Below are 15,204 nucleotides of genomic sequence, written 5' to 3' on the forward strand. Positions count from 1 at the left end.
AAATTAATATATTATTAAGTATATTTTCTTGATACTGATTTTTATGAACAATTGAAAATGAAATTCATTTACTTCTTAAATATTACCACTATTTATGTAGCCTGTCAACAACAGTTAATTAATTTTTTATGCTAAAAAATCCTATAAAATAGACCTTTTCTAAATTGTCCACTTTATAGGATGAATTTTATCCCTAACTAAATCCCTTTAATATTGTGTTATATTAATTCCCTGTTTTTATATATATTTTGAGAAACTTTATTAGAAATCAAAAATAATATTACTGAAAATATTAATATAAAAACCAAACCTTTAATATTAAATTCCACAATAAATTTAGTCATATTAATTTCTGGATGTTTTTTTAAAATTTTTAATATAAGTGAAGGAGATAATATCATTAAAACAAATATCATTTGATTGATATTCGAAATATACTTATTCCCTAATTTAAAGTATAACGGATAATATAAACTATAATATAAGAAAACAAAAATACTACCTAACAATAATCCAATTAGATTTATATATATAATCTTTAAGCTTACAATATTTAATAGCTTCAAAACTGTATTAGTTAGTATTATTAACATTCCTCCAATAATTAAATAAAGCAAAACTTGTATATATCTACTTTTAACTATTTTTTCTCTTGTAGTTGGAAGACTTGCAATCATCACATAACTCTTATTTAAGTCATCGTATCCATTTGATCCTGTATACATATTGACACAAATGTTGCTAGAGAAAATATATTTAAAACCCCTGATATTTCCTTGGAATATGCCCATGATATAGAAAATATAATACAAAAAACTATTGCAATTATAATATTTCTTTTAGCTATTATAATATCCTTTGATATTAAACTTCGCATAATTATCCCCTCCTATCCAATATCCTTATTTGTATAAATTTTTACAGAAACTATACTAGATAATATAAAAATAGTTAGGCACACTAAATTAATTATTATCTTATTTATTGTTCTAACATCTATAGAGGAAAATAAAAATCCAGAAGCACCAATAACAGCAAATATACATATACTTATTAAAATACTTATACTTCTCATCTTTGTAACTCCATACTTGAAATATATAGGAAAAACTACAGCTGTAAATATTAAAACTATTGAACTCATATTCAAAATGCTCATTAACACTCTTTTGTTAAATAAATTTATATTAATTAATGTTGTATAATTTCCTAATGTTATAACTAGGCTCAAAAAAACTACGTATAATGTCATCTGTATAATCATATTAAAATATTTATAAAACACTATATTACTTCTTTGTACTGGAAGTGAATTAACAACTATATCCCACTTACTTTTTTCATCTTCATAAAATGACATCATGCCATATGATATAATAAACATAGCTCCCATGAAAAATATTACATCTATAGTCTTCATATAATTATCACCAATAACATAAATCATCATAGGCATATATATTAGTTGAGCTATTATGTTTTTCTTATTGTATACGCTTTTTATATCTTTAAATATAAGATTAAACATTTCTCTCACCTCTTACTGTATGAATCATTATGTCTTCCAATGTAGGTCTTTCTATAATACATTTATCCTTAAAAATTCTTTTAACTTCATTTTTATTTTTTGCTATAGCTTCAAATCCAAATGAATTTTTACTTACTCCTATAAAGTATTTTTTATTTTCATCATTTAATAGATCAAGTCCTCCTCGTACAATAGCATAGTTTTCTAAAATTTCATCTTTATTTTGAGAAAAAATCATTTTTCCATTATTTATAAAAGTTACATAATCAGCTATTCTATCTAAATCCGTTGTGATATGTGTAGAGAAGAAAACACTTTTTCTCTCATCTTGAATAGTATCTATCAATATATCTAAAATTTCTCTTCTAAATATAGGATCTAGTCCTGCTGTAGGCTCATCCATTATTATAAGTTCTGCATTATGTGAAAGCGCTATAGCAAGTTGGAACTTTGTTTTCATACCTTTTGAAAGTTCCTTTATTTTTTTCTTAGGATTTATGTCAAAATCTCTTATATACTTTTTAAAAAGATTTTCATTCCAATTTTTATAAAATGAAGCTATTATATTTTTCATAGTATCTACTTTTAAATCTTCATAAAAATGACTTTCATCATATACAAAACCTATTTTCTCTTTTATATCTCTCTCATTTTTTACATTGTCTTTTCCAAAAACTCTAATTTCTCCAGATGTTTTCTTAATTAGATTCATAATAAGCTTAATTGTTGTGCTTTTACCTGCTCCATTTGGACCAATAAACCCCATAATATATCCTCTATCCAAACTAAAATTTATATCATTCAATGTAAAATTATCATATTCCTTTCTTAAATTAGATACCTCCAATATTTTATCCATTAAAATTCCCCCTAGTTTTCATATAATATTTTTAGCATTTTTATTAAATCATCTAACTCAAGTCCAAGCATCTTACTTTCGCTTACTGCATCAAGTAACTTTTCTTCAATTATTTTCAATTTATTTTCTTTCATAAGCTCTTTATTTTGAGCTGCTACAAATGTTCCTTTTCCTCTAACCGTTTCTGTAAATCCTTCTTTTTCAAGCTCTTCGTAAGCTCTCTTAGTTGTAATTACACTTATTCCAAGTTCTTTTGCCAAATTTCTTATAGACGGAAGAATTTCTCCCTCCTTTAATTCATTTTTTAAAATAAGTGATTTTATTTGAGAAGCTATTTGCTCATATATAGGCTCGCCTGAAGAATTCGATATTAATATCTTCATTTTTATTCTCCTCTGTGTATATACTGTATATATTCTTTATATACAGTATATACACTACTAATCTCTTTGTCAATAAAAAAAGAATCCAAAGAAAAATTCTTCAGATTCTTAAATATAATTCACAATCCTAGATGGTTCAGTACCTTGAACCGTAAGATAAACTACCCTATCTTTAATTGAGTTAAATTTATTAAATTTTATTTGTGCATCTTTTATATCATTATAAACTTTCCAATATCCTAAAAGTAAACATTCTTTGTTAGGACATTCCACAAAATCCTTAACGTCTTCAAGAGGATAGCCTAAGAAAATACCTATTTCATGGGGACATACATTTTCATATCTATAACTTAACATCTCTAAACATTCTAAATTTGAATCAAAATTATAATAATCAAATCTACTTAAAAACTTTTGATTTTTTTCATTGGCAAGTATTTCTGTTAACTGATCACTATTGTAAAAAAGAACAACACACATATCATCAGTTTTTTTAAGCTCAAAATAATCTATGTTTAAAATTTCTATAATTTCTTCTTTATACTGAATCCAAGAACTATATAAATCTCTTTTTCTTGTTTTATTAAAATTTACAAGTGATGATACCTTTTCACCTGCAAGAGTTGGTGCAATACTATATATTATAGTTGAAAGTAAATAATCTTTGTCATTAAAACCATCAACAGTTCTCATATACGCCTTTAAGTATCCTTCGCCCATATGTTTACCTCCTATTGACTTTATATGTAATTGATATTGATTATCAATATTAATTACATATTATCATATTTTATACTAGTTTTCAATAATTTTATGGTTGAACAAATAATTATTTATACTTCTATTTAAATTAAGTATTCCCCTTATATCAGAGATTATAAGAGTTAAAGATTGTAGTATTTATAATAAAAAAACAAGTACCTATAAATTTAAGAGTACTTGTTTTTATTATTTATTTTATTTAATTTTTCCAAAATGCTTATATAGAAATTTTCCACCTAAATCTGAAAAATACCCTACTAAAGCACCTAAAAATAATGAAATTATAACTGATTTATAATCAGCATTAGCACCAAATGTTGAACATGCTCCCATGAATGCTCCTGGTATAAATGTAAGATACTTATTTCTTGATTGATAACACATTACAAAGGAAAATATTCCTGTAAGAATAGCGCCTGCTTGTGCAAAATTAAAAATATTACTTCCTTTAATAATCATCATTGCCCAAAGCACACCTGACATATTACAAATTAAAGATTTTTTAAATCCTTTAAATTCTCCACCTGAGGCGAAGTAACTTGTACATCCAATAAATCCAACCCATGTTATAAATCCTAATTTTGCACTTATGTACGCCCAAAACCAAGATAATATGCCAACACTTAATGCACCTGTAAAAATTGAACTCATTTAATTTCCTCCTAAAATCATCTTTGGTTTTAATAATTTTTCAAAAATTATTTTTTATTTAAAATATAAAGATAATTATTTATTTTATCATAATTAAGATCCCATTGTAACATAATTTAAACATTTTCATTTAGTTATATATTCCATAAACTCTTTTATCATATTCATATTTTTTAATATTAAAAATTTTTTTGTGGTAATATATTTACTGTATTAAATTCTAAGAAATGAAGGTGTTTTTATGATATATGATATGCACACACATTCTAACAATTCTTTTGATTCAAAATCTAATATTATAGATATGTGTAAAAGTGCAATAAAAAATAATATTACGGATATTGCATTTACAGAACATTTTTCAATTAATAATCACAAGAAAACTTATGGTTATATGAACTTTTGTAAATATAATGCAGATATAAAAAAAGCTAAAAATCTATTTGATGATAAACTAAATATATATACTGGACTTGAAATTTGCGAACCTCATGAAAATCCCAATGAATTAAAATCACATTTATGCAATTTAAACTTTGATTTCATTTTGGGATCAGTTCATAACATTGAAAATGTTGGTCATAGAGCTTTGTGTAATAAATTTGATAAATATACTGTTTACAATATGTACTTTGAAGAAGTTTTAAAATTAGTTTCTATTGGTGATTTTGATATTGCAGCACATTTAGACTTAATGAATAGGTATGCATTTAATACCCTTGGAAACTATAATTTTTATGATTACTTTGATATTGTAAAAACTATTTTAAATAAACTAATTTATCGTGGAATAGGAATTGAGATAAATACATCAGGGCTTAGAAATTCATTAAATGACATTCACCCTAAAGTAGAAATACTTAAACTTTATAAAAGTTTAGGTGGAGAAATAATAACCATAGGTTCAGATGCACATAAACCTTCTGATGTAGGTGCTAATTGTAAGGAAGCTTTAGATTTACTTAAAAATCTAGATTATAAATACATATTTACATTTAAAAACAGAAAACCTATAGCACATACTATATAACATTAATTAAATAAAAAAACTTTAGGGTATAAGTCTTTTATCATATACCCTAAAGTTTTAGTTTTACATTAATTTATCATTTTCCATAATAATAGGTTTTGAGGATTCTTGTCCATATTCCACATCTAATCTATCTAATAAATATTTTTTTACTTCAGCTTTATTATTAAATCTTATTGCTTGATATGGCATAAAAAATGAATACTTTTCAATAAAAATAAATCCCTTATTATCTTTTACAAGTACTCCACTATGTCCTGAAAATACAAGATCTCTATCAGCAAAATGTAAAAATCCATTTATCAAAGAAATACTTGAGTTTTTCACGAAACTGACTTTTCTTTTTTTCCATTCCTTCTTTATAATATCAGCATGTTTTTTTACATCTTTTGTTTGCACTGTTGGTATTGCTGCATATGTGTTAAGGAATTTTTCAACCTCTTCTTTTTTAAAGTTACATAATTCATATCTCCTTATTGCATCCAAATCAAAAACTAACCATGAATCAACATCTTCTGATTTACCCTCTGATATAATATTATCTTTAAATAATGAAAATGCTGTTAATCTGCAGTTTATATCTGCTGGATCCATTGAATGCTTATACCATTTGTCCATTATATAATCTGATATTTCTTCATAATCCACTGAATTAGGATTTACAGCCTTAAAACCCGTTGTTGATGTATTAAGTTTTCCTACTACAGAATCATAATTGTTTATATAATTTATAAATCTATCAACATTTTCCTTCTTTACCCCTGCATTTTTTAATACCTGTGCTATTTCTTTTTGAGTTAAACTATCAGACATACTTGAGTATACAAAATTATTATCACTTTTAGCTTTTACTTCCTTTGCTTCTTTTATAGCTTGTACTTTTTTATCTGAGTTTTTGTCTAAATTCACATCTGTTTTATTTACTTTAATACTATTATTTTTAATATTAATATTATTTGAAGGTTTATGTTTTATTTTTGATTTATTTTTCTTTTTTGCAATATTATAAACTTTATCTTTTGGTTTATTAGTAATAGTATCTGTGGTAGTATCTACTTTTGCTTTTTTTACTAAAGACTTATTATTAGATAAACTTACTTCTTTCTTTTGTTCTTTTACATTAGTTGTTTTCTTATCATTAATTTTAGTGTTTATATCTTTTTCATTATTACTAGCTTTTTTATTATTTGCTAATTCTTCTTTACTTAACTTTACATCTTTATTACCATTGTCTTGTGTTTTTACGCTTATGTTATTTTTTACTTCCTTAGAATTAGTTTTACTGGATTTGCATCCTACAAGTGATATTCCTATAACTATACAACTTGCTATTATTAACATCTTTTTTATTTTAGAATTCATCTTATAATTTCCTCCTACTTGTTATTATGTATTGTTTTCTAAAGATTTATTTGGAATATTATTTATTTATTTGAAATTATCATAATTATTTACCATATAAGTTACAAATTTAAAACAATAACTTTTGCACAACTATTTTTCTGTATATAAAAAATACCTATAGAATAGACTCTCTACTCTATAGGGTATATTTTTAACTTAACACTACCTATAATATTTCATTTTATAATTATTGTAATGTTATTAATTAATATACTATTTTTCCTAAAGCTTGTCCTATAATAACTCCTACTAAACTTAACCCTAAATTCAGTGCTGCATTTGTACATCCCATTAATATATTTCCACAATTAATTAAGTTTATTGTTTCATAGGAAAATGTAGAAAATGTAGTAAGTCCCCCCATCATTCCCGTTGTCAAAAACAATTTCGTATGACCTGATATTAATGAAGTATTAGCATTTATATCCATAATAAATCCAATTATAATAGCCCCAACAATATTAACTATTAAGGTTCCATAAGGAAAATTTCCATTAAACATTTTTGAAGTATTTTCTGATATTAAATATCTTAAAGCTGCTCCAATAAATCCTCCACACCCAACTATAATAGCTAAGATTAACTTTTCCATAAAACACACCTCTTTTATTATTTATAAATATCAATATAAGTTCATATTTTGTATTATACTTCAATAATTGCAAAATTCAATAAAACCTCTAAAAATTAGAACCTTAAAGTACTAACTTTCATCAAGTAAAATCCATTTTAAATTTATATATATTTTATATACCATAAGTACTACTTATCAGAAACTAAATTATTTAACATCATTCCAATTATAACAAGCACTATTCCTACTCCAGCAATAAAAGATGGCATTGTACCATTCAAAACTAAAACTTCTCCAATTATAGTAAATACAACTTCCCCTGCTTGAGTAGTTTCAACTACAGCTATTTTAGATGAATCTTCCCTTACTAAATCTGTAGCTTTAAAAAATAAAACTGTAGCTATAATCCCCGAAAATATTGCCACTAACAATGCTTGTACAACTTGATTTTGTTGTGGAAACCCGGTCTTAATAACTCCAAATATAGATAAAATTATCCAAAATGGCATACTTGCAATAGTCATACCGAATACCCTTTGAAAAGTATTAAACTTACCATCACAAACTTCCATCATCTTACGATTTCCTAATGGATAGGCAAATGCGGCAATAATTATTGCTATTATTCCTATTAAATTTTTACAAAAATCTATATTTCCTACTTGTTGAAACTGTATTATAAATACACCTATTAATATTATAAAAGACATGAACAAAGATTTTTTAGGAATCTTATTTCTTTCCCTTTTAATGCCTTCATTAGTTTTTATTTTTTTATAAAATAAAGGTGATAAAATTGCTCCAGCAACTATTGTAATTTGCCAAGTAGCCGAAACAACCCAAGATGGACTATATATAGATGAAAAACAGAGTGGTGCATAAAAAAAGCCAAAGCCAACAGTACTCCAAATAATCCAATCTTTTGGTCTTTTTAATATATCTTTTATAACATCATTACATTCCTTCTAATCATAATTATGTACAAAATAGGTACCATAAAAATATATCTTAGAGAAGCACTCCATATAAAACTTCCTCCAGAAATGTTCATTTTGCTATTTAATACAAAAGTAAAAGAAAAAAAGAACGCTGACATTAATCCTAAAATTATTGATTTTTTCATATTTTCCTCCTAGTAGATAATAAATCAAATATATTTGTATGTTATATTATATAATTATACGTCATATTTTACAATATTGAATTTGATTTTTCTAAACTATGTACTCCTATACACAAATTAATATATAATGTTTATATAAGATTCATAATTGTAAAGGAGCTTTAAATATGAAAGAACTAACTTCAATTATTGGAATGAACTTAAAAACTATAAGAACTAAAAGAAACATGAGCCTAGACAATGTCTCTAAATTAACTGGAGTAAGTAAAGCAATGCTAGGTCAAATAGAACGTGGAGAATCTAACCCTACAGTATCTACGCTTTGGAAAATTGCAACAGGATTAAAGGTTTCTTTTTCATCTTTTATTGATGAATCTAAGGAAACATTAAAAATCATACATCAAAATGATATAGAGCCAATAATAGAAGATAAAAATAGAATGAAACTATATCCTATTTTTCCTTTTGATCCAAAGAAAAATTTTGAGATTTTTACTATAGAATTAGAACCTAATTGCAATCATATATCAACACCACACGACAATGGAGTTGAAGAATATATTATAGTTACAGAGGGAGAACTACAGCTTATTATAAATGATGAGAACTTTCTTCTTAGAAAAGGTGATTCAATTAATTTTAAAGGAAATAACGAACATTCCTATAAAAATATAAGTTCCAATAAAGCTATTTTTCAAAATATAATGTTATATAATAAGTAATATTTACATAATAAAAACATCGCATTACAGAAAAATGCGATGTTTTTATTTCATATTTTTTAATTATTTCTTCTTTTTCTTCTCACAATAGGATTAACAAATAGGTATACTCCTGTTACAGTTACAATTATTAAAGCTACAGATGATCCTCCTACTACGTACTCTTTAAACCAAGTTCCAAAGAATGCTCCAGTATGTAATGATAAAATTGTTGATGATATACTTTTTTCTGCCTTTAAAACTTTTCCTGTACTCATATCTATTTGAACTTCAAATCCACTCTTTGTTCTAACTTTGTAAACTCTATTTAGTGGATGAAATTCTACCCTTTTTATATCCTTTAAAGTCTTTAAATTTTCATTTTTTAAATCCATAGATGTTTTTATTACTTGTTCTACTGGAATTGCAGCATTTAACTCTGCTTGTACTCCCTTTTGCATTTTGGGACTTAAAGATAATTGTTTTGAAAAGATAAGTAGTATTCCAGTTATTGATACCATTAAAAATATTATTGCTGGAATTATACCTAGCCACTTATGTAGATTTCTATTTGTCTTATTAACTGATGATGATTTAAACATTTTGTCCTCCTTAAATCGTTATGATAATGATTATCAATTTTTATTAATATCGAATTTCATTATATCCTAGTAATTCACTCTTGTATAGAACAAAATATTTTCCTCATTTTACATATTTTTTACTTTCAAGTATACAAACTAAATATAAGACCTATTTATAATTCCAATTATATTAAATATTAAGAAAATCTTAAGATTTTTATAAGGCTTTCCTTTAATTTTATTTTTTATAATTATTATAACAATTAGTTTAGGGGGAGTCTTACATGAGAAACTTATTATTTTTATTGCAATATATAATTAAACCACGAACTACAGGAGCGGTTATGCCAAGTTCAAAATATCTTGCTAGAAAAATGGTTAATAAAATTGACTTTAAAACGGCTAAGTATATAGTGGAATATGGTCCTGGTACAGGTGTATTCACTGACGAGATTATAAAACGCAAAACTGAAAATACAATTCTTTTACTTATAGAATACAATACTAACTTTTATAATGAACTTGAAAAAAGATATACAGATATAGAAAATTTATATATAATTAATGGATCAGCAGAAAACATAGATGAGTATTTAAAAGATTTTAATATACCATACATAGATTATGTAGTATCTGGACTTCCATTTGCCAGTTTACCAAGAAGTATATCATCTAATATATTAAGAAAAACAATGTGCTTATTAAAAAGAAATGGTAAATTTATAACATTTCAATACACATTATTCATGAAAGACTATATCAATAGATATTTTTCTTATATCAATATTAATAAAGAATACAGGAACATACCTCCCGCTTATGTATTAAATTGCAGTAATAGATAATTTTATTTTCTTCTATATTAGAAAACACCTTATGAGATTATGATTTAAAACTAAGATATTTTCTAATATAGAATTTCATGTGATAAATTATAACTTATTTTTTATTTCCATCAATATCAAACTTCTTCCTTAACTTGTATTCTATAACTGGTATTGTTCCTATCATTACAACTGAATCTACAATTATTAAACCTAACCCTACTTTTTCTAAGGGTATTGGGGGAACAATACTTATAATCAATGTAATTATTAAAAGTATAAATCCTACATTTCTCCAGATGATTCCACACACCTTATGTGCATATTCCCAGGTATCTTTATTACGCATAGACATATAGGTTCTATAACCATATATCTTATTTATCTCCTTAGGAGCATTCTTGCTAAAAATAAACCCAAAAATTATCATAATCAATGGAATCATTAAATTTATTACTCCAAAATAAATTTTCATAATATACCTCCTATAAAATAGTAACTTTCTTATTTGTAACATCAAGTTCCTTCAATTATCTTAAATCCTTTACTTTCTAGATACTGCTTTCCCCTTTGAAACCTTTTAGGACATATACTTGTTATAGGTGTTGATGGTGAAAATATTCCTATTGTATCTCCCTTGTTTAATTTCATAAACTTATTCAACACTATTCCCCCTTATTTTTATATTCCCATTGTTTTTTAGTTATCTCATAATAATGTTCATCATATATCTTGTTATTCTTTTTGAAATTTCCTATGTGTGTATCTAACAAATTCATTCCTAACTTTTTTAATACATTTATACTAGATTTATTTTCCGCAACAACATATGTACCAATTCTATTCGCCCCACACTTAGTAAATGCATATTTGCTTAAGGTCTTTGCTATTTCTATGCCAAATCCCCTATTCCAGTATTCTTCTAATATTTGATAATGTAGACTATACTTCTTGCTTTTTTTATTCCAGCAAGGTACTCCACCTACTCCTATTATTTTTTCATTATATTTGATTGAAAAAATATTTGGCTCTCTAACATCTGCAAGCATTCTCCTAATCCATTTTTTGCATCCATCTATATCCCTTTTTAATGTACAAACCATATATTTTATAACTTTTGGATTACTCCACAACTTATATATTTCCTCTGCATCTTCTTCTTTCAAAGGTAAATATATAAGTCTTTCACTAGAAAAAACCTCCATAACTTTTCCCCATTCCCTATTTATTTTTTATAGAAGTAGGCACTAATAGAAATTCAATAAATGCACCAGCTATAATTCCAATTGCATAGGCTATTAAATCTTTCCACGAAAATACATATCCTAATATAAGTCCACCCAACGTTGTTTTTCTAATATCATCTATCCAACTAGCATGATATAACTGACTTATTTCAATTAAATAACAAAATATCAGCGATATTAATCCCACTTTCTTTATTTTCATACTTTTAAATATAAAAGCCATACCAAAGAAAATCATAAGTGCCCACAGTGAATCTCCTAGATACATATTTATAAAATCTGGTATAACATTCTTAATTTTTCTTGAAAATAACCCTAAACACATTACACTTACAGTCATAGCACCATATATTACTCTATTACGCCTATAATTTTTCACTAAAGCTCCTCCAATTAACCAAAATAATCTTCCATAATTATTGAATAATACTTGCAATCAACTAACTGTCCTTTATTATTTTTAAGTATCTTTCTCAAGGTTCCTTCATACTTTAGTCCACACTTTTCCATAACACGACCTGATGCTGGATTATCTATATCATGACGTGCTGCAATACGCTTGAATCCTACATCATTAAAAGCAAATTCAATTACAGCTAAAGCAGCCTCTGTCACTAGTCCTTTATTCCAAAATAGTCTACCTATACAATAGCCAAGTTCACAATTTTCATTATGATCATCAACATTTAATAAACTTATACTGCCTATTATTTCATTACTATCTTTTAACTGTATTGCCCATTGATAAACTTCTTTGTTATGATAATCCTTTATCCATAAATTAATAATCTCCTTGCTATCTTCTACATTTCTATGAGTTTCCCAAGTTAAATACTTAGTAACTTCTGTATCTGATGCCCAATTCTCATACATATCCATTGCATCATCTTCTTCAAATTTTCTCAATATAAGTCTTTCAGTTTCTAAAATTATTGTACCCTTATTGTTTATCATAAATTTGCCCCCTCTTGTAAATTAGTAAAAAATTAGATTTATTATACTATAAATTCCATACAAAACAAACCCATCACTATAAATTATCTATTAAAAAACCTCCATATTTTATATGAAGGTTTCTTATATCTAATTAACTAATTCTGTTTTTAATAAAGCTTGTAATTATTAAATATACCTAATATTTCATTTTTAAAAATAAAATAACCGTTAAAGTTATATATCCTAACATCATACCAGCATATACTCCATATAATCCCCATTTAAAGAACCATACAAAAAGTAAAATAATCCCTACTTCAATAAAATTAATTATTATAGAAATCCTGAATACCCATTTTTCTTTGCCAATAGCTTGAAGACTATATTTAAATACAGTACCTGGAATATAAAGCAGATTTGATATTATTACTAATAAAATATATTTTATTGAGGTTGTAATTAATTCCTTATTATTAGTAATAATGCATGGTATTTTATATCTGAAAATTATCATTACCATGGCAATTAATATATAAAAAATTTCTGCTAATATAATGCATTTAGTTGATATTTTTAATTTTTCTTTCCTTTTATTATTAATACTTTCACTTATTATTGTAAGTGCTGCTTGGGCATAACCATACATAGGCATTAAGGCTATATTTATTATTACAAATAAAAGATTGTACACCGCAACTTCCAATGTTCCTATATGGGATAATATAGAATTTACTACACAAACAATTAATGTGGATTCTAAAAACTCTTGTACCATAAGAGGTATAGATATTTTTATAGTATCTTTAAAATTTGCAAATATATTAGCCTTTCTTAATGCTCCAATTTTCACCTTCATTATAACAACTACATAAATTATTAAATTTAGCACCAAGGCTAAAATAGAGCCTATTGCATTTCCTATCATACCCATTCTTCTCGGAAAACCAGCATGTCCAAAAACAAGTACATAGTCAAATAACAAATTAGATAGTGCTGCTACCATATTTCCATAAAATATATATTTAGTCTTATGTATTATTTTTAGATATGATGAAAAAGTAAATAAAATCATATTTAATCCTAGTGAAATACTAAATATATATAGATAATTTGAACTTTCCTTAAGATTAGCTCCTGTAAATCCATATGATACTTTTAATATACTTATTCCACCTAATAACACCATAATAAAAAATATTAACCCAATACAAAAGCTTAGTATTAAATTTAATATTAGATTATTATTTAATCTTTCAAAATCATTTTTTCCTTTACATCTTGCCCCTAAAATATTAAATGCTACAGATATAGAACCTAGTACCCCTGTTATACTATTTATACTAGTTTCTATAAGTCCTACTGCTGCAAAACTTGTTATTGAAACTCTTCCCATTATACCTTGATCACAAAGTTCTATTATAAGTGACAAAATATTATTTAGTATCAATGGCAAAGCTAGATGATTTATTTTTTTGTAGTCTTTATTTTTAAATATATTTATTATCATTTATACCACCCTTCTGTTCTTTATTAAGAAAGAAGGGCTAATATAGGCGCATTAATCATAGGATCACCTCACTTAACTATAGTGTTTATTTAAAATAATGTAAGTTGCTCAACTTCAATATCTTTTGTATCCTTTTTCAATGTTGTTTCTTTTCCTATTGATTTTTGTTCTCTAACTGTTACAACTTCCCTATTATCTATTCCTCTAATTCTATTATAAATATCTATACCAAATTTTCCGAAATACTCACAAAATAACTTTTTAGGTAAACCATATAGTTGTTTAACTGTAAATATACCTATATTATTTAGTTTCTCAGCAGACTTTGTTCCAATGCCATGTACTTTGTTTATACTTAATGGCATTAATATCTCTGGAATCATATCTTTTGTTATAATTTTAAGTCCATCTGGTTTATTCCAATCAGACGCAAGCTTAGCTAAAAATTTATTATATGAAATTCCCACTGATATAGTTAATCCCATATTTTCTTTTATCATATTCTTAATATTAACTGCAACATCTTTAGGATTCATGTTAATATTCGTTATATCTAGGTATGCCTCATCTATACTTACTTGTTCTATTTTATCCGTTACTGTTGATAAAATTTTAAAAACTTTTCTTGATACTTCTCTGTACCTATAATGTCTTGTTGGTAAAAATATAGCACTCGGACATAAATATTTTGCCTTATATACTGGCATTGCTGACCTTATTCCATATTTTCTAGCTTCATATGAACAAGTTGATACAACGCCTCTCTCTGATATACCTCCAACTACTACAGGCTTCCCCTTCAAAGAAGGATTATCCATAGCTTCTACTGATGCAAAAAATGCATCCATATCAACATGAAGTATTACTCTCTCCACTAACTTCACCACCTAATACTTGTGTAAATATTACCATTACATAATCCTCTTTTTTATAGTATATTTTTTTAGTAATATTATTTTATAATAACATAAATAAGAATTTTATAAAAAATAAAAAATTAATTTTTTATAAACAAATCCCCTAATTTTATATTGATAAATCAATAAAATATCCTATATAGTTCGTTACGTTATAAATTATCTACCATTATT

General features: G+C 25.5%; 19 protein-coding genes and 2 pseudogenes. 3 read left to right on the forward strand and 18 right to left on the reverse strand.

Annotated features, from left to right (window positions below; genetic code table 11):
* Positions 1–218 precede the first annotated feature (218 nt).
* The 7 genes from NT01CX_RS07680 to NT01CX_RS07705 form a co-directional block, all read right to left on the reverse strand.
* On the reverse strand, positions 219–770 hold the full coding sequence (locus tag NT01CX_RS07680; RefSeq protein WP_242648512.1) for an ABC-2 transporter permease: 552 nt from the start codon (positions 768–770) through the stop codon (positions 219–221).
* A complete protein-coding gene (locus NT01CX_RS12465; RefSeq protein WP_052294512.1) occupies positions 692–877 on the reverse strand; it encodes a hypothetical protein in 186 nt (61 codons plus the stop codon). The genes NT01CX_RS07680 and NT01CX_RS12465 overlap by 79 nt, the downstream gene beginning before the upstream one ends.
* 12 nt (positions 878–889) lie before the next feature.
* The gene (locus NT01CX_RS07685; protein WP_011722500.1) at positions 890–1,528 is read right to left on the reverse strand and encodes an ABC-2 transporter permease; all 639 of its coding nucleotides are present in this window, start codon (positions 1,526–1,528) and stop codon (positions 890–892) included.
* Positions 1,521–2,387 (reverse strand): ABC transporter ATP-binding protein, encoded by an 867-nt coding sequence (locus NT01CX_RS07690; RefSeq protein WP_011722501.1) that lies wholly within the window; start codon positions 2,385–2,387, stop codon positions 1,521–1,523. The genes NT01CX_RS07685 and NT01CX_RS07690 overlap by 8 nt, the downstream gene beginning before the upstream one ends.
* A gap of 11 nt (positions 2,388–2,398) precedes the next feature.
* The gene (locus NT01CX_RS07695) at positions 2,399–2,770 is read right to left on the reverse strand and encodes a GntR family transcriptional regulator (protein ID WP_011722502.1); all 372 of its coding nucleotides are present in this window, start codon (positions 2,768–2,770) and stop codon (positions 2,399–2,401) included.
* A gap of 108 nt (positions 2,771–2,878) precedes the next feature.
* On the reverse strand, positions 2,879–3,490 hold the full coding sequence (locus tag NT01CX_RS07700; protein ID WP_011722503.1) for a DUF3793 family protein: 612 nt from the start codon (positions 3,488–3,490) through the stop codon (positions 2,879–2,881).
* A 237-nt stretch (positions 3,491–3,727) separates the two neighbouring features.
* Positions 3,728–4,183: a DUF1097 domain-containing protein gene (locus NT01CX_RS07705; protein WP_039226407.1), complete on the reverse strand. Its 456-nt coding sequence runs from the start codon at positions 4,181–4,183 to the stop codon at positions 3,728–3,730.
* Positions 4,184–4,424: 241 nt separating this feature from the next.
* Between NT01CX_RS07705 and NT01CX_RS07710 the strand changes: the two genes are divergently transcribed.
* On the forward strand, positions 4,425–5,213 hold the full coding sequence (locus NT01CX_RS07710; RefSeq protein ID WP_011722504.1) for a histidinol-phosphatase HisJ family protein: 789 nt from the start codon (positions 4,425–4,427) through the stop codon (positions 5,211–5,213).
* 63 nt (positions 5,214–5,276) lie between these two features.
* On the opposite strand, the gene NT01CX_RS11985 is transcribed toward NT01CX_RS07710, so the two are convergent.
* The 3 genes and pseudogenes from NT01CX_RS11985 to NT01CX_RS07725 all read right to left on the reverse strand — a co-directional run bounded on the left by NT01CX_RS11985 (position 5,277) and on the right by NT01CX_RS07725 (position 8,314).
* Positions 5,277–6,575 carry a DUF4300 family protein gene (locus NT01CX_RS11985; RefSeq protein ID WP_011722505.1) on the reverse strand — a complete coding sequence of 433 codons (1,299 nt, stop codon included), beginning with the start codon at positions 6,573–6,575 and terminating at the stop codon, positions 5,277–5,279.
* A 247-nt stretch (positions 6,576–6,822) separates the two neighbouring features.
* Positions 6,823–7,209, reverse strand: coding sequence for a fluoride efflux transporter CrcB (gene crcB / locus NT01CX_RS07720; RefSeq protein ID WP_011722506.1), 387 nt, complete (start codon positions 7,207–7,209; stop codon positions 6,823–6,825).
* A 170-nt stretch (positions 7,210–7,379) separates the two neighbouring features.
* A pseudogene (locus tag NT01CX_RS07725) lies at positions 7,380–8,314 on the reverse strand (multidrug resistance efflux transporter family protein).
* Between the two features lie 167 nt (positions 8,315–8,481).
* Here NT01CX_RS07725 and NT01CX_RS07730 point away from each other — a divergent pair.
* Positions 8,482–9,036, forward strand: coding sequence for a helix-turn-helix domain-containing protein (locus NT01CX_RS07730; RefSeq protein WP_011722508.1), 555 nt, complete (start codon positions 8,482–8,484; stop codon positions 9,034–9,036).
* A gap of 59 nt (positions 9,037–9,095) precedes the next feature.
* Here the strand turns inward: NT01CX_RS07730 and NT01CX_RS07735 are convergent, their stop codons facing one another.
* Complete coding sequence (locus NT01CX_RS07735) at positions 9,096–9,617, reverse strand: PepSY-associated TM helix domain-containing protein (protein WP_011722509.1); 522 nt, start codon at positions 9,615–9,617, stop codon at positions 9,096–9,098.
* A 266-nt stretch (positions 9,618–9,883) separates the two neighbouring features.
* On the opposite strand from NT01CX_RS07735, the gene NT01CX_RS07740 reads away from it, so the two are divergent.
* On the forward strand, positions 9,884–10,444 hold the full coding sequence (locus tag NT01CX_RS07740; protein ID WP_011722510.1) for a class I SAM-dependent methyltransferase: 561 nt from the start codon (positions 9,884–9,886) through the stop codon (positions 10,442–10,444).
* 94 nt (positions 10,445–10,538) lie between these two features.
* Here the strand turns inward: NT01CX_RS07740 and NT01CX_RS07745 are convergent, their stop codons facing one another.
* The 7 genes and pseudogenes from NT01CX_RS07745 to NT01CX_RS07770 all read right to left on the reverse strand — a co-directional run.
* The gene (locus NT01CX_RS07745) at positions 10,539–10,898 is read right to left on the reverse strand and encodes an SdpI family protein (protein ID WP_011722511.1); all 360 of its coding nucleotides are present in this window, start codon (positions 10,896–10,898) and stop codon (positions 10,539–10,541) included.
* Between the two features lie 41 nt (positions 10,899–10,939).
* Entirely contained in the window at positions 10,940–11,074 is a 135-nt protein-coding gene (locus tag NT01CX_RS12535) for a hypothetical protein (RefSeq protein WP_256995287.1), read from the reverse strand.
* 14 nt (positions 11,075–11,088) lie between these two features.
* A complete protein-coding gene (locus tag NT01CX_RS07750; protein WP_011722513.1) occupies positions 11,089–11,628 on the reverse strand; it encodes a GNAT family N-acetyltransferase in 540 nt (179 codons plus the stop codon).
* A gap of 16 nt (positions 11,629–11,644) precedes the next feature.
* Positions 11,645–12,010, reverse strand: a complete 366-nt coding sequence (locus NT01CX_RS07755) for a DUF2809 domain-containing protein (RefSeq protein WP_043878496.1) — start codon at positions 12,008–12,010, stop codon at positions 11,645–11,647.
* 53 nt (positions 12,011–12,063) lie between these two features.
* Complete coding sequence (locus NT01CX_RS07760) at positions 12,064–12,624, reverse strand: GNAT family N-acetyltransferase (RefSeq protein ID WP_011722515.1); 561 nt, start codon at positions 12,622–12,624, stop codon at positions 12,064–12,066.
* Positions 12,625–12,802: 178 nt separating this feature from the next.
* The gene (locus NT01CX_RS07765) at positions 12,803–14,113 is read right to left on the reverse strand and encodes an MATE family efflux transporter (protein ID WP_011722516.1); all 1,311 of its coding nucleotides are present in this window, start codon (positions 14,111–14,113) and stop codon (positions 12,803–12,805) included.
* Positions 14,114–14,226: 113 nt separating this feature from the next.
* A pseudogene (locus tag NT01CX_RS07770) lies at positions 14,227–14,988 on the reverse strand (DNA polymerase IV); the annotation flags it as partial.
* Between the last annotated feature and the right edge of the window lie 216 nt (positions 14,989–15,204).

Source organism: Clostridium novyi NT, from assembly GCF_000014125.1.
In the GTDB taxonomy this organism is placed as follows: domain Bacteria; phylum Bacillota; class Clostridia; order Clostridiales; family Clostridiaceae; genus Clostridium_H; species Clostridium_H novyi.